At 50.3% G+C, this 22787-nt stretch carries 21 protein-coding genes and 2 tRNA genes; 13 read left to right on the plus strand and 10 right to left on the minus strand.

All coding sequences use genetic code 11. From position 1 onward, the window contains the following. Positions 1–42: 42 nt before the first annotated feature. The 3 genes from BUB73_RS01645 to BUB73_RS01655 form a co-directional block, all read right to left on the minus strand. Positions 43–2061, minus strand: a complete 2019-nt coding sequence (locus BUB73_RS01645) for a M23 family metallopeptidase (RefSeq protein ID WP_073283088.1) — start codon at positions 2059–2061, stop codon at positions 43–45. A 137-nt stretch (positions 2062–2198) separates the two neighbouring features. Further along, positions 2199–2271, minus strand: a tRNA-Ala gene (locus tag BUB73_RS01650). Between the two features lie 166 nt (positions 2272–2437). Beyond that, positions 2438–2983, minus strand: a complete 546-nt coding sequence (locus BUB73_RS01655; RefSeq protein ID WP_073156333.1) for a peptidylprolyl isomerase — start codon at positions 2981–2983, stop codon at positions 2438–2440. Positions 2984–3230: 247 nt separating this feature from the next. Between BUB73_RS01655 and pyrR the strand changes: the two genes are divergently transcribed. From pyrR to BUB73_RS01700, 9 genes are all read left to right on the plus strand, one after another. Next, positions 3231–3788 (plus strand): bifunctional pyr operon transcriptional regulator/uracil phosphoribosyltransferase PyrR, encoded by a 558-nt coding sequence (gene pyrR / locus BUB73_RS01660; RefSeq protein WP_073156341.1) that lies wholly within the window; start codon positions 3231–3233, stop codon positions 3786–3788. Position 3789: 1 nt separating this feature from the next. Further along, the gene (locus tag BUB73_RS01665; RefSeq protein WP_073156343.1) at positions 3790–4749 is read left to right on the plus strand and encodes an aspartate carbamoyltransferase catalytic subunit; all 960 of its coding nucleotides are present in this window, start codon (positions 3790–3792) and stop codon (positions 4747–4749) included. Further along, positions 4736–6019 (plus strand): amidohydrolase family protein, encoded by a 1284-nt coding sequence (locus BUB73_RS01670; RefSeq protein WP_073283091.1) that lies wholly within the window; start codon positions 4736–4738, stop codon positions 6017–6019. Before BUB73_RS01665 ends, BUB73_RS01670 begins: the two co-directional genes overlap by 14 nt. Then, positions 6016–7029 carry a PilZ domain-containing protein gene (locus tag BUB73_RS01675; protein ID WP_073156349.1) on the plus strand — a complete coding sequence of 338 codons (1014 nt, stop codon included), beginning with the start codon at positions 6016–6018 and terminating at the stop codon, positions 7027–7029. The genes BUB73_RS01670 and BUB73_RS01675 overlap by 4 nt, the downstream gene beginning before the upstream one ends. Before the next feature lie 96 nt (positions 7030–7125). Next, complete coding sequence (gene pilM / locus BUB73_RS01680; protein WP_073283094.1) at positions 7126–8268, plus strand: pilus assembly protein PilM; 1143 nt, start codon at positions 7126–7128, stop codon at positions 8266–8268. Then, positions 8268–8882: a PilN domain-containing protein gene (locus BUB73_RS01685; RefSeq protein ID WP_073156354.1), complete on the plus strand. Its 615-nt coding sequence runs from the start codon at positions 8268–8270 to the stop codon at positions 8880–8882. Before pilM ends, BUB73_RS01685 begins: the two co-directional genes overlap by 1 nt. Position 8883: 1 nt before the next feature. Next, positions 8884–9483, plus strand: coding sequence for a type IV pilus inner membrane component PilO (locus BUB73_RS01690; protein ID WP_073156357.1), 600 nt, complete (start codon positions 8884–8886; stop codon positions 9481–9483). Further along, positions 9480–11333 carry a hypothetical protein gene (locus BUB73_RS01695; protein WP_254794989.1) on the plus strand — a complete coding sequence of 618 codons (1854 nt, stop codon included), beginning with the start codon at positions 9480–9482 and terminating at the stop codon, positions 11331–11333. The genes BUB73_RS01690 and BUB73_RS01695 overlap by 4 nt, the downstream gene beginning before the upstream one ends. Positions 11334–11335: 2 nt before the next feature. Further along, positions 11336–12922 carry a secretin N-terminal domain-containing protein gene (locus tag BUB73_RS01700; RefSeq protein ID WP_254793642.1) on the plus strand — a complete coding sequence of 529 codons (1587 nt, stop codon included), beginning with the start codon at positions 11336–11338 and terminating at the stop codon, positions 12920–12922. A gap of 103 nt (positions 12923–13025) precedes the next feature. Here the strand turns inward: BUB73_RS01700 and holA are convergent, their stop codons facing one another. Further along, the gene (holA, locus tag BUB73_RS01705; RefSeq protein ID WP_073283096.1) at positions 13026–13991 is read right to left on the minus strand and encodes a DNA polymerase III subunit delta; all 966 of its coding nucleotides are present in this window, start codon (positions 13989–13991) and stop codon (positions 13026–13028) included. Positions 13992–13996: 5 nt separating this feature from the next. Next, positions 13997–14461 carry a transcription elongation factor GreA gene (gene greA / locus BUB73_RS01710; protein ID WP_073156362.1) on the minus strand — a complete coding sequence of 155 codons (465 nt, stop codon included), beginning with the start codon at positions 14459–14461 and terminating at the stop codon, positions 13997–13999. 101 nt (positions 14462–14562) lie between these two features. On the opposite strand from greA, the gene argJ reads away from it, so the two are divergent. Next, positions 14563–15780 (plus strand): bifunctional glutamate N-acetyltransferase/amino-acid acetyltransferase ArgJ, encoded by a 1218-nt coding sequence (gene argJ / locus BUB73_RS01715; RefSeq protein ID WP_073283099.1) that lies wholly within the window; start codon positions 14563–14565, stop codon positions 15778–15780. Between the two features lie 199 nt (positions 15781–15979). Here the strand turns inward: argJ and BUB73_RS01720 are convergent, their stop codons facing one another. The 3 genes from BUB73_RS01720 to BUB73_RS01730 form a co-directional block, all read right to left on the minus strand. Next, positions 15980–17203, minus strand: a complete 1224-nt coding sequence (locus BUB73_RS01720; protein WP_073156366.1) for a DNA recombination protein RmuC — start codon at positions 17201–17203, stop codon at positions 15980–15982. Positions 17204–17322: 119 nt separating this feature from the next. Beyond that, complete coding sequence (locus tag BUB73_RS01725) at positions 17323–18255, minus strand: FISUMP domain-containing protein (protein WP_249269328.1); 933 nt, start codon at positions 18253–18255, stop codon at positions 17323–17325. Between the two features lie 52 nt (positions 18256–18307). Further along, positions 18308–19420: a glycosyl hydrolase family 8 gene (locus BUB73_RS01730; RefSeq protein WP_073156367.1), complete on the minus strand. Its 1113-nt coding sequence runs from the start codon at positions 19418–19420 to the stop codon at positions 18308–18310. Positions 19421–19496: 76 nt separating this feature from the next. On the opposite strand from BUB73_RS01730, the gene BUB73_RS01735 reads away from it, so the two are divergent. Genes BUB73_RS01735 through BUB73_RS01745 form a run of 3 tightly spaced genes read left to right on the plus strand, consistent with a single transcriptional unit; the run spans position 19497 to position 21896 of the window. Continuing rightward, positions 19497–20360, plus strand: a complete 864-nt coding sequence (locus BUB73_RS01735; RefSeq protein ID WP_073156369.1) for an NAD(P)/FAD-dependent oxidoreductase — start codon at positions 19497–19499, stop codon at positions 20358–20360. A gap of 9 nt (positions 20361–20369) precedes the next feature. After that, positions 20370–21251: a radical SAM protein gene (locus tag BUB73_RS01740; RefSeq protein WP_139259079.1), complete on the plus strand. Its 882-nt coding sequence runs from the start codon at positions 20370–20372 to the stop codon at positions 21249–21251. A 39-nt stretch (positions 21252–21290) separates the two neighbouring features. Continuing rightward, entirely contained in the window at positions 21291–21896 is a 606-nt protein-coding gene (locus tag BUB73_RS01745; RefSeq protein ID WP_073156375.1) for a fibrobacter succinogenes major paralogous domain-containing protein, read from the plus strand. 204 nt (positions 21897–22100) lie between these two features. On the opposite strand, the gene BUB73_RS01750 is transcribed toward BUB73_RS01745, so the two are convergent. Together BUB73_RS01750 and BUB73_RS01755 are read right to left on the minus strand one after the other, a co-directional pair. Then, positions 22101–22174, minus strand: a tRNA-Pro gene (locus BUB73_RS01750). A gap of 62 nt (positions 22175–22236) precedes the next feature. Next, positions 22237–22710: a Smr/MutS family protein gene (locus tag BUB73_RS01755; RefSeq protein ID WP_073283104.1), complete on the minus strand. Its 474-nt coding sequence runs from the start codon at positions 22708–22710 to the stop codon at positions 22237–22239. Positions 22711–22787: the final 77 nt, after the last annotated feature.

Here is a 22787-nt window from a genome sequence, read left to right on the forward strand (position 1 = left end):
GGAGAGGTCTTTTATAGGTTTAACTTTGCGATGGTCGCTACGTTACATTCCGGGAATCGTGATGGTGTAGCTGGCCTTGTGACCGGCTTCATCCTTGATCTGGATGGTGATGTCTTCGCCGGCGTCGGGGAGCTTTTCGCTTTCCAGGACGATTTCGCGAGGTTCGGAATCATATTCGACTGCGATCCACCTGTTACCTGCCTTGACGGTGATATCGTTGCCGGATTCAATGCCGTCGTACTTATACATCAGGGGAATCCTGAGGGCTGTCTGGCGGGTGCCGCTGATGATCATGTCGGCCCAGTAGGGGAAGCCCAGAGTGGGTGCGTCGGGATTGTCGATGTTGGCAATGTCGCGAAGTTCGTTGGCGCTGGCGCAGCGCTTCTTGCCCTTGTTCTGCTTGCTGAAAATGAACCAGTTGCGGCTGGTTTCGCCCAGCCAGTAGAGCGGAGCGGAATTGTCGGGGTTTTCGATACAGACGTTCCAGTTCTTCAGCTGCAATCCCTTGGGGTGGAATTCGATGAAGTCCAGGCTGTCGGTGTGGTTGCGGGTGACTGCCAAGACGCGGATGGCGGTATCGCCTGCAACGGGAATGCCGGAAATCTTCTGGCTGATTGCTACGTTGCCCAGCTTGGTATTCCAGTTGATGCTGGTCTGGTATTTCTTGTAGGTGAACAGCTGGATGTCTTCGTCAACAGCCTTGCCATCGCCAGACTGAGAAGCGCTTGCGGAATAGTGGATGGTTGTCATGTTGGGGTAGGTGTCTACCACCTTGGCCAATGCGATAGGCTTGTGTTCAAAGACTTTGCACAGGTCTTCTGCGATGACACCGTCCTTTCCGATGGCGGAGAACTGCATGCCGTTCTTGCAGTTAAAGAAATCGATCATGGGGCGGGCAATGGCTGTGAACAACGGAGTTGTCTGGGTCTTTGTCAACTGCAAATCTCGATTGTCCTTGCACTTGGAACGGAAGCTGAATTTCTTCTTGGTGACGTTTCCTGCAAAGTCCTCGATTTCCATGGTGTAGGTGGAAAGGGGGGCAATCTTTGCGTTGATGTAATGCCAGTCGCCTGCGGTGTCCGCCTCTTCTGTCCAGAGGAGCTGATTGCGGATATTGGTCATGCGGCTGAAACGCAAGGTATCCAGACGTTCGTCGAAAATCTTTTCGTCGTAACGCCACATGGTGATGCGGCGGACTGACATGGGATTTTCTTTGGGAGTGCGGCTGTAGTCGGCGATCTTTACCGCCAGATTTAAATTGAATTCGTTCTTGACCGGGGTGACAATGCAGCCCTTTTCGATGGCTTCGGGGGCGGTGAATGCCAATTCATTGTCCTGCCAGACGGCGGCGCCGAAAATCTGGGGGGCGATGGTGTCCGAAAATTCGATGTTGGACAGTGCCGGGTTGATGACGCGGTCGTTGTCCAGGCGGGTTTCGATATGAAGATGGGGGTTGCCGATGCCGGTGCTTCCGGAATAGGTCAGGACGTCGCCCTTCTTGTATGCGGTTCCCGGTCTGACGGTTACATCATTCTTCTTTGTGGCGTACTGCTGCTTGGATACCAGGTCGTCCAACACGCCGAAGCTGCTCTGGTGGGCGAATACCCAGGTCTTGCCGCTACGACCCTGGAAGTACATGGCCTTGCCGTAGCCGAAGGGGGAGACCTTCAGTTCCTTGACCACGCCGTCTTCGGGGGCGTAGATGGGCCAGCCTTCTTCCATCTGGGTGGAGTAATCCAGACCGGCATGGTAACGGGTTCCGCGATTTTCACCGAAACTTGAAGTCAAGTAGGCGTCCCGTCCAAAAGGATTGTATTTAGGTTCGACCTTGTTGGCGGCGGCTTCCCTTTCTTCCTTTTCGGCCTTCAGGGCGGCGGTGCTGCTGAAATCTTCGTTATTGACGGAGATTCCCTGCTGCTCCTTGACGCAATCTTCGTAGGCGAAGGCGTCCATGGTTTCTTCGTTGCATTCTTCGGCGAATGCGTGGATGGGGAGTAGCGCGGCCGCAAGGACCAGGGCTCCTCTCAGAAAATTGTTTGTCGTTAACCTAACCTTATTCATAGTGACAGGAAAGATACAAATTTGCTACAATGACTGCAACAGGCGTAGGGGAGGGATGGTGGAAAATCCGTTTCTCCCGGTAAACATCGAATGTGGTATAAAAGAAAAAGACCCGCATTTCTGCGAGTCTTTTTTAGTGGAGCTAAGGAGATTCGAACTCCTGACCTCCTGCATGCCATGCAGGCGCTCTACCAACTGAGCTATAACCCCATTCAGGTACGCCAAATATTGAAAATTATTTTGAAGTTGTCAAGGGGGAATGCAAAAAAAATTGATTTTTTTTGCAATTATGAATTACGAATTATGAGAAAACATAAGTGAATGCAAAAAAAACGCAGGTATTACCCTGCGTCCTTTAACCTTTATCCTTTCCGCTTTACGCTTTCTCGATCTTCACGGATTCGATAATCACGTCTTCATACGGTGCGTCGCGACGGTCGGTCTTTACGCCTGCGATTTCATCCAGGACTTCGAAGCCTTCGTAGAGCTGGCCGAAGACGGAGTAACCTTCAGCGGGGCCGCCGTTTGCCGGGTGGTCCAGGAAGTGGACATCTTCGCCGTGGACGATGAAGAACTGGGAACCGATGGAGTGGGGCATCATGGTCTTTGCCCAGCTGAGAGCGCCGCGCATGTGGGTGAGGCACGGATCGTACTTGTCGCCGATGGTGGTGCCCGGACCGCCTGCAGCGTGGCCACCGGTACCGTTACGGTTGGTGAAGTCGCCGCCCTGGATCATGAAGCCAGAGATGATACGATGGAACGGAGCGCCATCGTACTTGCCCTGCTTGGCCAGTTCAATGAAGTTGGTAGCGCATTCGCCGACACGTTCTTCGAAAAGACGCAGCTTCATCACGCCGTGGTTGGTGGTCATAATGGCGATGGTTTCGCCTGCCTGGGGCTTGTCCAGCTGATTAAAAGCCATGGAATATCTCCTATTGATTAGGTTCGAAGCCCCTGGTTTGAGGCTCGAGAGGTTTGTTTTTTACGCAATATACATTATTAGGTGCCAATTTAACCGCCTTTTCTAATATAAAATCCGCCAAAAAAATCTGAAAATGCTAATTTCATGAAAAAAGTGATTAGTGGTTAGTGTTTAGTGGCTGGTAAGAATGTCATTACAGAACCGCGAAAAACTGACCACTGTCTACTAACCACTGTTTACTAATATTATGAAAGACAACTGCAAGATTATTCGTGAACTGCTGTCTGCCCAGGCCATGGAATTTGCCCTGGACGAGATGGCTGCAAAGATCGCAAAGATCCATCCTGCCGCCGACAATCTGGTGATTCTCGGTATGGCTAGTCGTGGCATTCCCCTGGCCAAGAAGCTGAAGGCCCGTCTGGATGCCAAGTTTGGTAGCCCTGTCGCATTCGGTAGCCTGGACGCTACTTTCTACCGTGATGACTTCCATTTCCGCAACCACGTTTCCACCGAAATGCGCGTTACCGAAATGCCTGCCTCCGTGGAAGGCAAGACCGTTATCCTGGTAGACGATGTTCTTTATACTGGCAGGTCTACCTTGGCTGCCATGCGTGCTATTCTGGACCTGGGTCGTCCTGCTGCAATTCGTCTCTGTGTGCTGGTGGACCGCGGCCACCGTGAACTTCCCATTGCTCCGGATTGCGTGGGCCTGGCTGTGGAAACCGCCCAGAATCAGGAAGTCCGCGTAAAGATTGAACCTATTGACCAAGAAAATTCTGTTACTCTCGTAGAAGTGGAGGCTTAAAGTGAGCGCTTTGCAAATCAAGCATTTGTTCGGGCTCCAGGGCGTGTCCAAGCAGGACATTCGCACCATTTTGGATAATGCAAAACAGTTCCGTGAAATTCTGGAACGCCCCGTCAAGAAGGTGCCCAGCCTTCGCGGTCTTACCGTGGTGAACCTGTTCTTCGAAAACAGCACCCGTACCCGCACCAGTTTTGAGTTGGCCGAAAAGCGTCTGTCCGCTGACACTGTGAACTTCACTACTGCAAGCTCCAGTGTGAAGAAGGGTGAAACTCTGGTGGACACCCTCCGCAATATCGAATCCATGAAGATCGATATCGTGGTTGTCCGTCATAAGGGTACTGGCGTTCCCAAGTTCCTGGCAGACCATAGCAATGCAATTGTCGTGAATGCTGGCGATGGCGCCCACGAACATCCCACACAGGGCTTGCTGGACATGTTGACCATCGAAGAAAAGCTGGGTACACTTGAAGGCAAGAAGGTGGCGATTATCGGTGATATCCGCCATAGCCGTGTGGCCCGTTCCAACATTTGGGGTATGACCACCATGGGTGCCCATGTCACCCTTTGCGGCCCTTCCACTCTGGTTCCCCGCAATACTGAACTTCTCCAGTATCCCGAACTGGCTGGCTCCGTCAGCTGGGAAACTGACGTAAAGAAGGCTGTTCAGGATGCCGATGCTGTTATCGCCCTGCGTCTCCAGAAGGAACGTATGGATGACGCTCTTCTCCCCAGCATGCGTGAATACCGCAACTTCTTCGGTATCACGGAAGAAGTTCTTGCCTGCTGTAAGGACAAGGTGATCATTATGCATCCGGGTCCCATCAATCGTGGCGTGGAACTGGATTCCGACATCGCCGATGGTGAACATTCCGTAATTCTTGATCAGGTGACCAACGGCGTTGCTGTCCGTATGGCCGTACTCTTCCTGTTGGCTGGAGGTCGCGCAAATGAACAAGCCTAATGTTATGAATAATGTTGTTTTGAAGAACGTCCGCATGTGGGACGGCAAGCAGTTCGTGATGAACGATAAGGTGGCCATTGCCGATGGCTATCTTGCCGACAAGAATTATTTCGATAACGCAAGTGAACCTGCCGCTGTTGTGGATTGCGAAGGCGCTCTTGCCATTCCCGCCCTGTTTGCTCTGGGTGTGGATTTCCAGGAACCGCTCCGCGATGACGTCTATACCATCAAGGATGGTATCAATGCTATGCGTAAGGGAGGCTTCTACGGAGCCCTCTATGAAAGTGCTGCCAACCCGGTGGATGACAGCGAAAAGCTGGCCGCTCTTGAAAACCGTCTGGCAGGCAAGGACCTGAAGTTTGCTGTTCTTGGCGCCTATAGCGTTGAATTCGGCAGCGATCATTTGGCTGAAATGATGGAACTGGCTGAAGGTTCCGAAGAACTGGATGTATGTGGCGTGGCTGGCTTCGGCGATGGTAACGCAAGCATTCCGTCTACCCGCTTTATGCGTCTCGCCATGGAATACGGCAAGATGACCGGCAAGCGTTTCTTCTTCCAGCCCATGGACAAGACTTTGCGCAAGAGCGGTTGCGTTCACGAAGGGGCTTACTCCGACATGCTTGGCATGAAGGGCATTCCCCGTATTGCAGAAACCATTTCCGCTTACACCGTTCTGGAACTGGCCCGCTTCCTGCAGGTTCCCGTTCACTTCAAGCAGGTGACTTGCGGCGAAACTCTGGACCTGATCCGCGACGCTCGTAAGAAGGGCATCGACGTAACCTGCGACGTGAACATCTATCATCTGATGTTTGACGATTCCATCCTGACTACTCTGGATTCTGCTTACCATGTGCTGCCGCCGTTCCGCGCCGCCACAGACCGCGAAGCCCTGTGGGCTGGTCTTGCCGACGGTACCGTTAACGCCATCAGCATGAATCACACTCCGATCCTCCATCAGGATAAGGATGTGAACTTCGAAGATTCCCTGCCTGGCGCCGTTTCTCTGGAAGTGGCCCTGCCCGCCATCTGGAAGGAACTGGTGGCCCGTCTTGGAGAAGCTAAGACTATTGAACTTCTTTCTACCGCTCCGGCAAAGATTGCTGGCGTAGAACCGGACGCAAAGCGTGTGAACTTGGTTGTACTTTCCGAAAAGTCTCACGTGGTGAAGGCTTCTGAAATTGCTGGCCATGTCTGCAACACGCCGCTCCTTGGCAAGGAAGTTCCTGCGACTATCATCGGCTCCTACATCGGTGGTGTGTGGACTGAATGATTTTACCGATTCAATTAGTCTGGATTGCGTTTGTCGTAGTCCTGGTGCTTATCTTGTTGGTGCTGTTGGAAATCCATCGCATCAATTATCGCCGAGAAAACGAAGAAATTTTCGGGGCGAATGAGTTCGATGAAAAGGTGAAAGCCTTTGGACTCACAGACAAGGAGCGCCGGACTTTAGAGAAACTGGTTAGAGCTTCATCCTTTGAAAATAAGGATGCGGTTCTTAATTCGTCTGGACTTTTTGAAGCTGCGGTAACGAATTTCTATGACTTTCGTGATGTGTTTACCGTTCGCGATGAAACTGTAGCCGCCGTAGAAAGCATTCGAAAAAAAATGGATTTTACGGCGTCGAATTCATTGACGCAAGTTTGTTCTACAAGACAGTTTAATGTTGGCGACCGCATCGATCTTTATCTTGAAGAAGGGTCGGTGTTCAAGCATTCCATGATTGTTGCAAGGAATGAACGAGATTGGGCTATTTCTTACGATGGTAGTTGCGGCCCTGCGGAATACTTTGTTGAAAGAGAAGTCCTGGTCCGTTGGACTAGGCCCGATGATGCCGTTTACTCGACCAACCTGGTGGTGCGCTCCTGTATTCCCGGGCGATTGATTCTACCTCACTCGTCTGTGCTCGATAAGAAACAGCTTCGTCGTTGGGCTCGTGAACCGGTTGAGATTCCTGTTGAGGCGACTTTCCTTGACGGTACTGCTTGTGGTGGAATGCTCTTGGATTTGTCTGCTGGTGGTATTATGTTGGGCCTTCCTTCTGACTGTTTTTCGGGCCAGCAGGTGCGTCTAAGGTTTGACCTGCCTAGCTTTGGCGAAGAAATTGTGGATGTGGAGATAAGACGTAATTTGGGACGTCGGAACAAGGATTATCCGGAATATAACTGTTTAACGGCTTCCTTTACAGGTGCTTTTGGTTGGACCCAGGAGAGGGTTCTCCAGTATCTGTTTGAGGTAAATAAGTTGAAAAAAGAGTCGGAGAATGCAGAAAAGAGTGCGTAACTACTTAATTTTCAATGAGTTAGCTGAAAAGCTGCTTGACATTTACCACTTATAAAGGTAGAATTTACAAGGTATTGTTTCCAATCGGAGTTTATTTTGGCTTTAGGACTGATTGCAAAAATTCGCGGTGAGCGCGAGACTGTCGGGATTGATGTTGGCCATTACAGCATCAAACTGGTCAAAGTCTTGCACAATTCTCGCGGTGGCAAGATTGTGGTGGATGCCGACCTAGAACGGGTGCCGGATGGTGCTATCGTCAATGGCGAAATTGTCGCGGCAGAAGAAAATGCCGAATCCGCCGAAAAGAATGAATCGAATTCTGGCGCGAAGGGCGTTGGCGAAGCCTTGAACAAGCTTTTGCTGCGTCATCCTATCGACGATTCCTGTGATGTTGTCGTTTCTGTGAATTGCGGTGCCGGTGCCGGTGGCGTGCTGGTTGACCATTTGTCTGCCAAGGTTCCCAAGAACGGTAATGAAGCCGCCATTATTCTTCAGACTGCACAGTCCCGTCCGCCCTTCGATGATCAGGATAACGTGATTGACTACGAAGTCTATTCCCGTGAAAATGAAGATGTCAAGGCGAACGTCGTTGCTGCCAAGAGCGGACTTCTGGACTCCTGGGCAAAGTTCTTTATTCGAAAGGGCGTAAAGCTTTCCGCTATGGATGTGGATATTTTCGGCCTCCTGAATGCCTATACCGTTACGATGAATCCTGCCGATGCCGAGTCTACCGTGGCAATCTTCAATATCGGCGAAAAGAAAATGAGTGTGGCATTCTTCCAGGATGGCAAGTTCCATTCAATGCGTTCCATGGCCGGCGGTTCGCTGGACATGGTGATCAGCAAGACTTGCATGAACCTGGATATCGATGCTGAAAAGTGCCACGAAATCTTTGACAAGGGCGATCTGGCTATTGTGGATGGATTCTCTGAAGCCGAAGTGGAAGCTGCCCTGAAACTTGCCTACGAAGACCTGATGGCCCAGATCGAGATCGGTATTCGTTACTTCTCTTCTTCTGAAGATTCTAAGTCTTTGAATAAAATATTACTGGGTGGCGGCGGTGCCGCTATTCCGGGCCTTAAAGAATTTGTTGCTGAACGTTCTGGTGTAGAAACCGATACCGTTAATCCTTTCCGACAGGCTGAATGCGATGCCAAGATTTTTGGAGCGAACGGTATTTCGGTTGCGTTGTCTAACATCTATGCTCCTGCGTTGGGCTTGGCTATGAGGAAGTTCTAATGGCGTCTAAGAAAAAAGAACCCACAAGAAATGCCTTGGCCATTTCTATTAACTTGCTTCCTCCGGAATATCGCAAGAAGCAGAAAGATTTCACTTGGCTGACCGACCGACGTGTTATCTGGCCGACGTTGCTCCTGATCGCAGCATTTGTGTGTATTGGCATGCTTTACACGTTTACTACCGAAACGATAACTGCCTTGCAGAGTGAAGTTGCTAGAGTCAAGAGCGAAGTTGAACGTGAACGTCCGTTGCTTACAAAGATCAGCGATCTTGAACAAAAGCAGGGTGTCGTCAACACGAAAATCAACGCACTGAAGTCTATTCAGGTTAGCAAAAAACGCTGGATCGTTCTTTTCGAGAACATCTCCTCTGTCTTGCCGCCCAACATGTGGGTGACCAGTATTGGTCAGATGGGTGAATATGACCTCGAAATGAAGGGTATGACTTATGACTTTTCTGAAGTTGCCGAATACATGGTAAAGTTGGAAAAGCAGGTCAGTGTCCAGAATGTTTCCCTGGTGACTATTTCTACCACTAAGGTAGATGGTGAAGAAGCCTATAACTTTACTATCAAGGTTGTCTTGAATAGAAACCTTGGCGCAGGGGAGGGCTAGTATGGGTAATATTGATTTTAAAGATAAAAAGAACATATACGCCATTGCGATTATTGCAATTTTGCTTTTGGCCGGGTATTATGTCTATGACTACGTGTGGAATCCGTTTGTCAAGGATCGTAGTAACCTTGAAAGCGAATTGAACACAGCCCAGTCCGAACTAGACAAAATCAATGCCAAGAGGCATCGTGTCCAGGAATTGGAAATGATGCTTGTCCAGGCAGAAAAGGATTTTGAAAAGCTGAAGGAAATGTTCCCCGAAGAGGAAAAGGTCCCTCTCCGACTGCAGGATCTGTATTCTGTGCTCCGCAGTTCTGGCGTCCAGATTCAGAAGTTTAATCCGGAAGGCCGTTCTGAACGAGAACATTATATCGAGAACCGTTATTCCATCGCTGTCAACTCGGGTTATCATATGTTGGGATACCTGTTTGCGGAAATTGCAAACTTCAACTATCCTACGACAATCACTAACCTGAGATTGAATCGCTATTCTGGAATTGCTGCGGAAATCCAAAAGGCTGAATCCCATGGCTGGACTCCTATTACCATGTCCGTGTCTTTTAACCTGACCACTTATACATCCAAGAAGGTGGGAAGATGATGAAGCTGAAATTCCTTGTTTTGTTCCTAGTAGCCGCTGCGGCTAGTTATGCTGCGCAGATTAAGGATGTTCGTTTTGCTTGCGATGGTAAGGGCTGCCAGATGGTATTTGCCTTTGCATCCGACAAGAATCTGCCGACGTTTTATCAGAAGTATGATGCCGCCGGTAAGAAACTGACTTTTGGTTTTTCTGAAACGAGCTTTGCCCTTGGTGAAGGTACCTACGATGTGGATGCCGATTCCAAGTTCGTGAAGGCCATGCGTGTATACAGAGAGAATTTCCGCGGAACCAATTTCTTGAAAATTGAACTTTCTGTTGGTAATTCCATTTCTTCTGACAAGAACGATATTTCTCTGGACAAGTCCAGCTTCCTGGTTAAGTTCAAGAATAAGGGCGGTAAGTCCTGGGTTCTGTCTAAGCTTTTTGCTGAACGTAAGAAGGCTGCAGACAAGCAGGCCGCTCTTGACAAGAAAGCTGCAGAAAAGGCTGCCCTTGAAGAAAAGAGGCGCTTGGCTGACGAGAAGAAGGCTAACGAGAAGATGACTCTTGCCGAAAGAAAGGCTGCTGAAAAGCAGGCCGCCTTGGATAAGAAGGCTGCTGCTAAGGCCGCCCTTGAAGAAAAGAAGCGTCTTGCCGAAGAAAAGAAGGCTGCCGAAAAGCAGGCTCTCCTTGACAAGAAGGCTGCCGAAAAGGCTGCCAAGGAACAGGAAAAGCTTGTTGCCGAACAGCAGAAACTGCTGGACAAGGCTATTAAGGAAGGCGGTGCAATATCTGCCCTTCTCCCTGGCATCAAGGAAATGACCGTCTTGATTGGTTCGGGTATGGAACAGTTCCGTCTGGTTACCGAAACTCCGATCAATATCAAGAACGTTTCTAATCCGGACAAGGCTTTCGCCATTACCGTTGGACTGCCTGGTCCTCAGAAATCCCCTGTGTTCAAGATTGGTGCCGGTTCTCTGGTGAAGTCCGTTACCTGGGGTGCTAATGGCATCAAGATTCAGTTGCAGACTGGTGTGAACCCGGTGGTATTGGTGCAGGATGGCGCCTTGATTCTTCAGGCTGCTGAAACTGCTGTCAAGAAGGATGGATTTATCTTCTGGTCTGCTCAGCCCACAGGTATCTTCATTCGTGACTGGATGAAGGCCAACGAAGAAAAGCCTAACTTTGAAACTTTCGTGAAGAAGCTGGAAAAGGATAGCAAGAAGATTGTTTCTGGTTCCCAGACATTCCACCTTCGTCCTGTCGTTCGCGAATTGATCGTTGTTGCCGATGAAATTGAATTCTACGCTGCACCTAACGAAAATGCTCAGGTTCTTCAGCGTCTCATTTTTGGTGACCGCCTGGTTAGCCTGGATATGACTGGTCTGTATCGCAAGGTGCAGTTCGGTAATCGTATCGGTTATGTGAACCGCCGTGCAGTAAGTTTCTTTGATGAACTGTCTGCTGTACAGATGGAGCGTCTTAAGCAGGTCGATAAGGATCGTGGCAGTGATGGTGAAAATCCCGGTACTGTTCCTGGTAGCCAGCTTGATGGTCTGTATGAAGATCGCGTTACCTATAGCTCCTTTGGTCGTCGAGATCCCTTCGTCGAAATTAAGGGCCTTGTAGAAGAAGGTATCAATATTGACCAGGTTGAACTGGTTGGTATTATTTGGGAATCTGACGTTCCGATGGCAATTCTTGTTGAAACTAAGAATCCTGCTATTTCCTACACTATTAAGGAAGGCGATAAGATCCTTAATGGTAAAGTCTTGAAAATTACACAAACTGACGTTCTCTTCCTGATTCAGGAATTCGGGGTGAGCCGTCGCTACTCCATGGGCCTTCCCGATAAGTTTGGGGGTAAATAGTAATGAAAAAGTTGACAAAAATTCTGACTGTTCTTCTTCTTGTTGCCGGTATCGCAACATCTTGGAGTGCCCCTGCCGAAGGTTCTGTTGCTCCGAACAAGAAATTGTATGATTTCAATTTCGTGAACATGGACTATGAAGCCATATTCCGTTCTGTTTCCGTTATTGCCGGTGTGGACATTTTGCTGGCTCCCGATGTAAAGGGTAAGACAAGCCTTCGCGTCACCAAGAAGACTTGGCAGGAAACTTTGGACATTATCTGCAGCATGAATGATCTGACCTGGGTCATTCAGGATAAGTACATTACCATTCAGCGCTTGGCTACCTATCAGGCAAAACAGAAGAAGATTGCCGATGAAGAAGCTCAGGCTGAACAGAATGCTCCTCTGGTCCGAAAGAACTTCCAGGTTCATCATGCCAAGGCTGACGAACTGGTCAAGGTGCTTGAAAGCATGAAGTCTAACCGTGGCCGTATTACCACGGTCGAACGTACCAATTCCATTATCGTCTACGATACCGATACCAAGATTGATCAGATGGAAAAGGCTCTGGAAGAACTTGATGTTGAAACCCTGCAGATCATGATTACCGCTAAGCTGGTCGTGGTGAACAGCGAAAAGGCCCGCGAACTTGGTGTGGACTGGACTGCTACCATGGGTAATACCGCTCTTACTCCGGGTACCGCTGCCGCTGCAACTGGTAGTGCTGCCGGTGCTTCTCGTACCAGTGCCGTTATCCAGTCTTTCCCCAACGGTTCTTCTCCGGCTGTGGGTTCTGGTTCCGGTGCTATTACTGCTAGCCTCTTGGATAATAACCTCCAGATTGCAATCAGCAACCTTATGGGTGACGCTTCTACCGAAGTTCTCGCTAGCCCCCAGGTTTCTACCTTGGATAATACCGAAGCTAAGGTCTTCATGGGTGATAAGGTTTCTATCCGCGTTATCGATAACAGCGGTGAATCTTCTACCCAGATGGTGGAAACTGGTATCAAGCTGACTGTTACTCCTCACGTTTCTGGCGACAACCGCATTTTGCTTGACCTCCATCCCGAAAACAACTCCTACGATTATGACTCCAAGGGTGAAGTTGTGATTAGTACCCAGGAAGCTGAAACCAAGGTCGTTGTGGCTGACGGTGAAACTGTGGTAATCGGTGGTTTGACCCGTAACGAAACTCAGGAATCTGAACGTGGTATTCCGTTCCTGAAGGATATTCCGCTGCTGGGTAACCTCTTCAAGTATTCTCGTAAGTCCGTCGTGAAGAAGGACCTGGTAATCTTCGTTACTCCGAGAATCATTCGCAACTACATTGGCAATGTGGATCTGTCTCAGGCTCCTCAGGCAGCTCCTGCTGCACAGCCGGCCGCCCAGCCCGCTCCCGTAGCACAGCCGGTGGCTCAGCCCGCTCCTCAGGCTCAGCCTGCTGAAGCTCCTGCCCAGCCGCAGGCCGCTCCCGCAGCTCAGCAGAGCGCTCCTCAGCCCTCTCCGGTAGAAACTGTTGTGGATGAACCGGTCGAAGAATCTCTGATGGACGAACCGGCTTCTGCTCCTGAAGCTCCGGCTCCTGCAGATGAAGATGACTGGGAATAACGCCTTGTAAAACAGTATGACAGAGGCTCCGCTTTTGCGGAGCCTTTTTGCTTAAAAAATGTGGGAAATTATTGCGGAATTAGGACGTTAAACTGAGTGTAGCTTAACGGACGACCAGGGCGGCCAAGGCCAGTTCCTGGCTGATAACGGTCCAGCTGGAACTCTTGAATTCGTAGCTCAGGTCTGCCAGTCTGCGGATGGCTCTGCAGAGGTTGGCCTTGCCCCATCGGGTGCAGCAGGCAGCGGCGTTCCCCTGCTTTACGAAAACGTATTCGTTCTTGCCGATGGCCTGGGCTGCTTCTGCCTGGCTCATGCCTTTTGCGGTAAGGGACATGAAGTTTAGAAGGTCCACGGCATGCTTGTAAAGGGAGTTGACGACCTGGATGGCATCGCCTCCGCCGTAGAGGATTTCGTGGAGCTTTTTAGTGTAACCGTTGGCGTCTCGCATTCCAAAGAAATTCTGCAACTCATAGGGCGGAATTTCTCGTTGGGGCATGATTAGCAGTTTTACGAGATCGTATGTGATCTTGGTGCAATCCGGTTGGTACAGCAGAACCTTTTCCAGTTCTTCGCTAACTAGCTTGGTGTTGGTGCCAAGGGCGTCGGCCAGATACTGGCTTGCAGCGGGTTCAATAGGCTTCTTGAAGTGGGCCGGAACCATTGTAGCGATCCACTTCTGCATATTGTACTGCTTGGGTTCTTCGTACTTTTCGACTTTGCCCACCTTGGCAAGAACCTTGTAAAGTTCTGTGCTGGCCTTGAGTTCGCCAAAGTCAAGCAACAGCTTGCACTCGGGAGCGTCTTTCAGCCAGCGGGCCAAAGTCTTTGTGTCATCGGCTTTCATGGCTTCGGCGTTGCGGACAACGACGGCCTGTTCCGGTGCGAACATAGACACCGTACCGCAGCATTCCATGATGACGTTTGCTACAGAGGATATGTTGGTATCGGTAGCGAACACGACCTGCTTAGACAGCGGGTCATCCTTGTTTTCGCCAAGGGCTTCCTGCAGGAATTGTTCTACCTGCTGGTCCTTGGAAAACTGGTCTTTGCCAATGAGGGCTACAATCATAGCGCTTACTTGAAGTCGACTATTTCGAAACGGTTCTTACCCTTGGGGGTAACGACTTCGACGATGTCGCCCTTCTTCTTGCCCATGAATGCGGAACCCATGGGGCTCTTGAAGCTGATCTTGCCGTTCATGGGGTCGACGCCTTCGGGGCTTACCAGCTGGTAGGCGACTTCCTTCTTGGTTGCCAGGTTCTTTGCGGTAACGGTGGCGCCAAAACGGACGGTGTCGGAGTTCGCGTCAAATTCGATGATGATGGAATCAGCAATCTGCTGTTCCAGTCTGGGAAGTTCAGAATCGATATGTGCCAGCATTTCCTTGGCGGCGTGATATTCTGCGTTTTCGCTCAGGTCGCCCTGCTTGCGGGCTTCTTCCATTTCGTCGACAACGCGGGGACGTTCCGTCTTTTTAAGGAAATTGTAACGTTCAACCAGCTTGTCGTATGTTTCTTGAGTACAGGGTGTTTTTGCCATGGCCTTAAATTAGAATTTTTTTAGGGGGCAATGCTAGGAAAGGTCTAGTTTAGTCGCTTTTTTTGTTGTATATTTAGCGCGTAAAAACAATAGGAGACACTATGTACACTGTGTTGGAAAAAGGCGGCGTCTGCTCCCCCAAGGGCTTTACCGCTTCTGGTATTTGCGCTGGCATCAAGGCTAGCGGCAATGCGGATATGGCCCTGCTCAAGAGCGAAAAGGCTGCCCGTTGCTTTGCAGTTTTCACAACCAATAAGGTGAAGGCCGCTCCGGTTCAGTACGATAAGGCTGCACTGGAACATGCTCACTTTGCTACTGCTGTTATCGTGAACAGCGGTAACGCCAACGCCTGTACTGGTGAACAGGGTCTGGCTGATGCAGAACGCATGGCTACCCTTACCGAAGAAGCTCTGAAGCTCACTCCCAAGAGCGTTCTTGTCTGCAGTACTGGTGTCATTGGTCACCTGATGCCCATGGATAAGATTGAAGCCGGTATTCCTCGCCTGGTTGAAGGTCTTCATGCTGATGCTTCCGAAGAATTTGGCCGTGCTATTTTGACTACCGACCTTGCTCTGAAGTCCCATGCCGTTGAAATCCAGACCGAAAAGGGTGTGGTGACTATCGGCGGTGCTTGCAAGGGTAGTGGCATGATTCACCCCAACATGGCTACCATGCTGGCTTTCATTACCACTGACTTGGCTCTGCCCATTGATTTCTTTGCTGAATTCCGTGCAAACATTGCAGACTCCTTCAACGCCATTACCGTTGACGGCGATACCAGCACCAACGATACTTGCATTATGCTGGCAAACGGCATGAGCGGTCTCAAGTACGAAGATCTTTCCCTTTCTGAACAGGGTGAATTCCGCGCCGCTCTGATGCTGGTGATGAAGTCCCTGGCAAAGGACATTGTCCGCGACGGTGAAGGTGCGACCAAGCTTATTGAACTTTGCATCGAAAAGGCTGAATCTCACGAAGAAGCTTTGAAGATGGCTCGTTTCATCGGTACCAGCAACCTGGCCAAGTGCGCCATGTTCGGTGAAGACCCCAACTGGGGCCGTATCCTGAGCTCTGCTGGTTCCAGCGGCTGCAACATGATTGCAGAACATACCGACCTGTTCTTCGGTGACGTCCAGGTTCTGGATGGTTGCCGTCCGGTGATTCTGTCTAAGGAAAAGCAGGATGCACTCCACGCTGTTGTCCGTCAGCGCGAATACAAGGTGACTTTGGTACTGAACATTGGTCATGCAAGCGCCAGCGCATTTACTTGCGACTTGAGCTATGACTATGTGAAGATCAACGCTGAATATACAACGTAATTTCTGTCGTTCGTCAGAGGGATAAAACCTCCGGCTACAGAAATTACACGCAGGAACACAGCGCGTACACTCAGAGAAATTTCTGTCGTTCGTCAGAGGGATAAAACCTCCGGCTACAGAAATTACATGCAGGAATACATCGCGTAATTTCTAATTGCAAAAAGAAACCTTCGACAATTTGATCGAGGGTTTCTTTTTTTTATTGGATTTCTGTTAGGGCGTCTTCTATGTCTACCAGCTCCGGGATGGGGTTCTTTTCGCTTTGCTTTGCCCCTAGCTTGATGAGTTTTCCGCATGTGGTAAGAACGCTCTGACCTGTTGGAGCCAGCTTCTTTTCGCCATCATCAAATGCCTTTTGTGCATTAGCCAATGCGCTTCCCAGGGCTTGGTATTTTTTCATGAACTGACCTACGCGATCGATCATTTCGTTGGCTAGTTCGTAGACCTTTTCGTGATTCTGAGCCTGGGCGATTTGAGTCCAGGTCAGGTCAATGATACGGAGGGCGGCGTAGAGAGTCTGTTCGTCAACGATGTAGACCCGCTTGGCCATGGCTTCGCTCCAGAGGGTGGGGGAGGCGTTCAATGCGGTCCACAGGGCTGCGGAATGAGGGACAAACATGATGACATAGTCCATTTTTACCTTGGGCGGTTTGACGTAGGAGGAATAATCCTTCTTGGCCAATTCGTCTACATGTTTCTTGAGGCTTGCGATGTGGGCTGTAAGGGCTGCGTTGCGCTCATCATCGGTTTCTGCGTTGACGTAATTCATGAAGGCGGTCATGGAAACCTTGGAGTCGATAATGACGTCTCGCTTGTGATCGAGATGGAGGATGACATCGGGGCGTAAACTGCGGCCATCTTCAGTCTTGATGAGATTACCCTGGGCGTCGCGGAGGGTTTCCTGTGTGTCGTAATGGGCACCCTGTCCATCCAGAAGATTGCTGAGGACGGTTTCGCCCCAGTCGCCCTGAATCTTGGAATCGTGCTTGAAAACCCGGCTCAGTTCTTCGGCGCTTGCCTTTGCAGATTCGCTCATTTTTATGGCGTTCTCGATTTGATTCTTTAGAATTCCTCCCAGCTGAAACTGTTCCCTGGCGGAATTATTCATGGCCTGCTCCATCTTTTTGATGGATTCCTTGAGGGGGGAGACGATCTGTTCTATGCTTTGGCCGCTAGATTCTGAGAATTCCTTTTGGCGCTGTTTCAGCATTTCGTTGGTGGTGGATTTAAGCTGTTCCTGGACTTTGGCGATGGTTTCGTCGAATCGGATCTGCTGATCTTGAAGGGATTGCATTCTCAGCTGATGGGCTGCTTCCAATTTGGTTTGCAGGACCGCCTGCTTACTTTTTGAAATCAAGATCCCGATGGTTATTCCCAGGAATACACCGATGATTAAGCCGATGATGATTGCTGCAATTTCCATAAAGACGATCCTCCTTGTAACGTTCTTTCAAAATCTAAATTTTCAAATTGACATTTTAGTGTCAAAAAAACTCCTGGATAAATCCAGGAGTAAAAATCGTTTCAGGAATTTCGTTAGGTTTAATCCTTGATGCAACGGAGGCTTGCGCCGTGTTCGGGGTTGAACTTTTCGAACTTGGCGGTATCCTTGTCGTGGAAGAGAACCACCACTTCGCCGTTAGAAACCCAGAAGTAAGCCTTTTGACCGGCTCCTTCGAACTTGCGATCCTTCATGGGAACGTCGCTCTTGGCGAAATGTCCGCCACCAGCCTTGGCGCCGAATCCCAGCTCGTCCTTGCCGTTGCCGTAGATGCCGGTACCCTTCAGCGGATCCCAGCCGTAGCCAGCCTTAAGGGCGGTGCCAACCTTGCTGCCGGTGCCGGCGTAGGTCAACAGGATGTTCCATTCTTCCTTGGTGGGGAGGTGGAAGCCATCAAGGCATGCCTTCTTGGCGTTTTCGAAATTGTAGAGGCGGCCCCAATGATTGCACTGGGCGCAGACGGAACCGCTGGCTGTTGCGTAGTTCATGTTTTCGGCAACCCAGAGCTGAGAACCGATGCGAATCCATTCGTAGGCGTAACCATCACGAGGGTCCTTATAGCTTCCGCTTGTGAGAGGTTCGCCTTTTTCGTTAAAGTATTCCCCGAATGCAACTTGCTTATTTTGTTTGTATTCGGCCTTGGACGATACGTTTCCGTTCTTGTGGTAACGTACAACCATACCATCGATATAGCCGTCTTCGTAGTTGTATTCGGCCTGCAGGGAGCCGTCGTCGTAGTATTCCTTTGAAATGCCCTGCTTGCGGTCGTTGACGTAACTGACTTCGCGCTTGAGGTTGCCGTTCTCGTAGAATTCTCTTTCTGGTCCCTGCTTTTTGTCGTTGACGTAGGTGGTTTCGGTGCGAACCTTACCGCTAGGATATTTCTCTACGCGGATGTCGTCACCACATGCTGTAAGGCCAATGGAAAAGAGTGCCGAAGCGATTGCAACGCAAGCGATTCTCTTGATGTTCATTCTAACTCCCTTTTTTTTGTTTGATTTTTACTTGTCTCGATTTTTCTCTTTCTTAAAATGAAATTTTTCCGGCGGTGGCCAACAGGCCAATCATGTAGAGCATGCCGTCGTAGTAACGCCAAAATCTAAAGGGGACGGACAGGGCTGCCAAGTCTTTTACAAAGGGCTTGATCAGGGAATCGCCGGAATTGAGAACTTGAGTGGCGGCCGCATTCATGGCAATTAGACCTGGGGTGGCAGGGCGACCGCGACGAGGGTAGTCTCCGCCGTCGACTGCGTAGTCGGACAGGTAAGGTCTCCTGCTTTCGAAGTAGAACAGCTGGCGTTCGCAAATGTCCTTTTCGCTTGGATCGCCATTGAACAGCGCATAGTCTAAGCTCAAATTCAACGCCGCACGCCAGGCGTCGCCGCTGTAGCAGTTGGCTTCGGTATGCCAGGGCTTGGATACCGGTGTTCCGTCGTATTCGGTGTAGTCTGCATAGAGGCCTGTTTCAAAGTGGGCGGCCTTCTTGAGGAACTGTCGGCTGTTTTCAGCGATGGTCAGCCAGGTGTCGTCGCCAGAGGCCTCGGCAAAAGCCTGGTAGAAAGCGGGGGCGTGGTAGCTGGGATTGGTAAAGTCGTTTCCGTCTACCGGAGAGAAGCGAATCATCTTCTGGTTCGGGTCGATGATGGGGCCCACGTTTTCGCAATGGGGTTTGTGAATGAGCCAGTTGATCAAGTCGACGGCTTCATCCTTAAGGTCGGGGCGTCCGAATTTTTCGGCGGCGATCAAAAGTGAAATGGCGAAATACTGTTCAGCGCTGGGGGAGGAACCGGGGTCGATCATGCCGAAGTTCATGGTGGACAGCTGCCATGAGAAATAACCGACGTGGGGACCGCTGTTGTTTCGGACGTAACGTTTGGTGAAGTTCCACAGTTTGTCGAACTGTTTTTCGTGACCGGTGAGTGCGGCAATGAACATGCCGTAACCCATACCTTCGGAGCGGATATCGTCGTGTCCGATGTCGATGATGTAACTCATGTCGTCGGAAGCGTCGAAGCAGATTCGTTCGTCAATGGGATCGCCTTCAAAGAGCTTGCTATAGGCATTCTGTATAAGCTGCCTTGCAAAGTTTGGGCCGTAGCCTGCCTCTACAAACATGTCTCTAGGTTTATTACGTTCCATCGTCCTATCCTACTGAAGTAAAACAAAAACTTTATTTCAAAATAAATAAATTATGGATAGAAAAATGAGAGGTATTATGTCTGATGTATTGATTTTGGGTTATGGCCCGGCTGGTGTGTCCGCTTCCCTGTATGCCCTGCGTGCAGGTCTGGATGTTCAACTGGTGGGTAAGGATAGTGGGGCCCTTGGAAAGGCTCATTTGATACAAAATTATTACGGTTTGGAGAAACCTCTGACCGGTGAAGAATTGCTCCAGGTTGGTAAAAAACAGGCGCTGGATCTGGGTGCCAAAATTGCCGAAGATGAAGTGACCGACCTGATGTTCAACGGTTCCGAATTTGTGGCCACGGGCTTGAACGGCGAGTATCGCGGAAAGGTCTGTATCATGGCCACAGGCGCTGCCCGCAAGAAACAGCCCCTGCCGGGAATGGCCGAAATGGAAGGCCATGGCGTAAGCTATTGCGCAGTGTGCGATGCCTTTTTCTACAGACAGAAAAACGTGGCTGTCATGGGAAGCGGCGAGTATGCCCTGCACGAAACCATGGAACTTTTGAACGTGGTGAATTCCGTGACCCTTCTGACCAATGGGGTTCCCCTGACGGCAAACTTCCCTGAAAATGTGAAGGTGGTTGACCGCAAATTGAAAGGTCTAACTGGAGAAGGTTCCTTTAAGGGTGTCGTTTTTGACGATGACTCCACCGCTGAATTTGACGGCTTGTTCGTTGCGCTGGGAAGTGCCAATGCGACGGATCTGGCTTTGAAGGCTGGCGCCGCTTTTGACCAGGGCAAGCTTGTGCTGGACGAAGATCTGCAGACCACGATTCCTGGGCTTTATGCGGCTGGCGATTGCACCGGCGGCATCTTGCAGGTTTCTGTGGCTGTGGGCGAAGGCGCTCGCGCTGCAATGGCTGCTATCAAGTACCTTAGGGAAAACCGCTAGGATTCAGCCTTGGTTGCCGTTCGTCGCATAACCCTGCTGACTAATCCGGACGTCTGCAATTTGCGCTGCCCCCTGTGTTTCCTGTATCAGCGGAGGGCGACCTTCGGTGAAATTTCTGGAATTACCGGGGAGATGCCTTTTGACGTGGCCAAGGCGGCCATTGAAAAATATGGGTTGACGCAGGATGAAAACGGCAAACGGATTTTACGAGAAGTAATTCCCAGCACCATGGGCGAGCCCTTGCTTTATTCCCGCTTTGAGGACCTGCTGGAATTGTGCGGTTCCCTGGGGGTGCCCATGAACTTGACCACAAACGGGACCTTTCCTGGAATGTGGAATGAAAACGCCAACATGATCCGCTTGCTGCAGGGTTGCAGCGATATCAAGGTTAGCAGTCTTGCTTCGGAATGCTTTGATGGCTGGAAGCGGAATGTGGAACGTCTGTTGAAAATTCGGCAGGGCTTGCCTAAGGCGGCCTCCGTTTCGATTCAGGTGACGTTACATCGAAAAAATCTGATGATGATTCCCGAATTGATTGCCTGGGCGACCGTTATTGGCGTTGAACGGATCAAGTGGAATATGGTGGTTTTCCTGAGTGAGGCCGATGTTCGGTTGCGGCGTGAATTTGAGCTGGACCGGAGTGTAGGCGAACTGCGGGAATACATTTTAAATTGCTGCAGAATGTGCGGGAGTTCGCTGAGAAACGAGGGTAGTGTATTTGCCTTGACCTCTGGCGAGAACGCCCGCGGATATTCTCTTGAGGCGGGAACTTGCCCCTTTGCAGAAGAATTGTGGGTTTTGACCGACGGCTCGGAACAGCATTGCCCCAATCCTGAAAGACGTTTTGGAAATAAGGAAGCGCCGGAAGCCAGGTGCTGTTTTATTAGGTAAATTTGAGGGACTTGAAAGTCTAATTTTTTAAGGTTCAGTATGAAATTTCGTGGATTTGTCGTAGGCGTGATTTGCCTTATGCTTGTGGGAACATCTTTTGCCGCTCCAAAGGCAAAGAAAAATGAAATCAAGGATAAGCGGGATAAGCAGAGCTACCGCACCATTACGGTGGATAACCGCGTATGGATGGCCGACAACCTGAATTTTAAGACCGAGGGCAGTTTCTGCTACAAGGATGAAGAAGATCAGTGCATGGCTTATGGACGCTTGTATACTTGGGAGGCTGCTCAGAAGGCCTGCCCCGCAGGCTTCCGTCTGCCAACTCATGAAGATTTTGAAAGCTTGTGGACTGCGGCCGGTGCCGACTTTAACGCAGGCTACCTGCTAAAGACGGATTACGGCTGGAATGGCGATACCAATGGGAACGATACTCTAAAGTTTAGTGCCATGCCGGCGGGGAATCGTTTTGACGATGAGACTTATGGCAATATGATGAAGTTTGCCTTTTTCTGGAGCAGCGACGATAAGCTGGAAGGGATTGCTCCGGGGAGTGCCCGTGTGTGGTATCTGACCAGCAAGAGCATGGCCTTTGGGTATATGAGCAAACCCAAGGAATTCGGATTTTCGGTGAGATGCGTGAAGTAGGGGTGGACTGCTAACTGAACGGCGCGAGATGAGGCTACTTCGTAGCCTCTGACGCTTCACCTCGGTCATAAAAACGAGCAAGTTCGTTTTTGCGACACTCGGTTCGCTTGCAGTCGAACTCACTTCGTGAGTCCTCCTGCATCTCGCTATCCTGCGGTATAAAACGAAAAAAGACCACTCTTTGAGTGGTCTTCTTCGTTCTAGTCGGAATAGCGAGATTCGAACTCACGACCTCTTGCTCCCGAAGCAAGCGCTCTACCAGACTGAGCTATATTCCGTTTTGGTGAGACCAAATATAGAATGTGTCAGGAACTTTTTAAAGGGGTTTAGGGTAAAAAAATCATTTTTTTGCCCTGGGCTTGCCTTTTGAGTTGAGTTTTGGGGTGGGTTTGCCTAGTTTTATGATGCTGGAACCGGCGTTGTCGGGTTCTACCTTGTAGAGGGTAATGCGGTTGCTCCATTCGGAACGGGCCTTGCGGTCGATAATATGCTTGACGTTGCCGTATTCGGGGTTTCCGCCGCCGTGGATGACTCGGAGGACGCTGAGACCGGCAATGAGCAGGTCATCGATGCGGCGCTCTACGGCTGCTGCTGCTTCGTCGGAGGTCATTCCGTGGAGGTCGATTTCGTCTTCGGGGACGGGAAGATCCCTGCTGGAGGGGCTGCGGCGCATTTTCTTGCCGCGGGGGCCGCGGGTCTGGGGGCGAGAGGCAAGCTCAGCTTCTTCTGCCTGCTGGCGAGCCTTGTCCTTGTCTTCCATGCGGTGGTTCATGATCCATTCTAGCTGAAACTTTTCATCTTCGTTCAGATCCATAAGTGCGTCCCTTCTTTTTAGCGGCACCAAATGTAGAAAACAAACGTTTTTTTCCCAAATGTTTTTGGATGTTTTTA

It is taken from the genome of Fibrobacter sp. UWH6 (assembly GCF_900142465.1).
GTDB lineage: Bacteria > Fibrobacterota > Fibrobacteria > Fibrobacterales > Fibrobacteraceae > Fibrobacter.

Excerpts from the sequence above, each read along its gene's own strand:
- holA (WP_073283096.1), bottom strand. The coding sequence starts at position 13,991 with ATGATTGTAGCCCTCATTGGCAAAGACCAGTTTTCCAAGGACCAGCAG.
- BUB73_RS01675 (WP_073156349.1), top strand. The coding sequence starts at position 6,016 with ATGATTTTACCGATTCAATTAGTCTGGATTGCGTTTGTCGTAGTCCTG.
- BUB73_RS01655 (WP_073156333.1), bottom strand. The coding sequence starts at position 2,983 with ATGGCTTTTAATCAGCTGGACAAGCCCCAGGCAGGCGAAACCATCGCC.
- BUB73_RS01735 (WP_073156369.1), top strand. The coding sequence starts at position 19,497 with ATGTCTGATGTATTGATTTTGGGTTATGGCCCGGCTGGTGTGTCCGCT.
- greA (WP_073156362.1), bottom strand. The coding sequence starts at position 14,461 with ATGGCAAAAACACCCTGTACTCAAGAAACATACGACAAGCTGGTTGAA.
- BUB73_RS01695 (WP_254794989.1), top strand. The coding sequence starts at position 9,480 with ATGATGAAGCTGAAATTCCTTGTTTTGTTCCTAGTAGCCGCTGCGGCT.
- BUB73_RS01720 (WP_073156366.1), bottom strand. The coding sequence starts at position 17,203 with ATGGAAATTGCAGCAATCATCATCGGCTTAATCATCGGTGTATTCCTG.
- BUB73_RS01730 (WP_073156367.1), bottom strand. The coding sequence starts at position 19,420 with ATGGAACGTAATAAACCTAGAGACATGTTTGTAGAGGCAGGCTACGGC.
- BUB73_RS01670 (WP_073283091.1), top strand. The coding sequence starts at position 4,736 with ATGAACAAGCCTAATGTTATGAATAATGTTGTTTTGAAGAACGTCCGC.
- argJ (WP_073283099.1), top strand. The coding sequence starts at position 14,563 with ATGTACACTGTGTTGGAAAAAGGCGGCGTCTGCTCCCCCAAGGGCTTT.
- BUB73_RS01755 (WP_073283104.1), bottom strand. The coding sequence starts at position 22,710 with ATGGATCTGAACGAAGATGAAAAGTTTCAGCTAGAATGGATCATGAAC.
- BUB73_RS01745 (WP_073156375.1), top strand. The coding sequence starts at position 21,291 with ATGAAATTTCGTGGATTTGTCGTAGGCGTGATTTGCCTTATGCTTGTG.
- BUB73_RS01700 (WP_254793642.1), top strand. The coding sequence starts at position 11,336 with ATGAAAAAGTTGACAAAAATTCTGACTGTTCTTCTTCTTGTTGCCGGT.
- BUB73_RS01725 (WP_249269328.1), bottom strand. The coding sequence starts at position 18,255 with ATGAACATCAAGAGAATCGCTTGCGTTGCAATCGCTTCGGCACTCTTT.
- BUB73_RS01685 (WP_073156354.1), top strand. The coding sequence starts at position 8,268 with ATGGCGTCTAAGAAAAAAGAACCCACAAGAAATGCCTTGGCCATTTCT.
- BUB73_RS01645 (WP_073283088.1), bottom strand. The coding sequence starts at position 2,061 with ATGAATAAGGTTAGGTTAACGACAAACAATTTTCTGAGAGGAGCCCTG.
- pyrR (WP_073156341.1), top strand. The coding sequence starts at position 3,231 with ATGAAAGACAACTGCAAGATTATTCGTGAACTGCTGTCTGCCCAGGCC.
- BUB73_RS01690 (WP_073156357.1), top strand. The coding sequence starts at position 8,884 with ATGGGTAATATTGATTTTAAAGATAAAAAGAACATATACGCCATTGCG.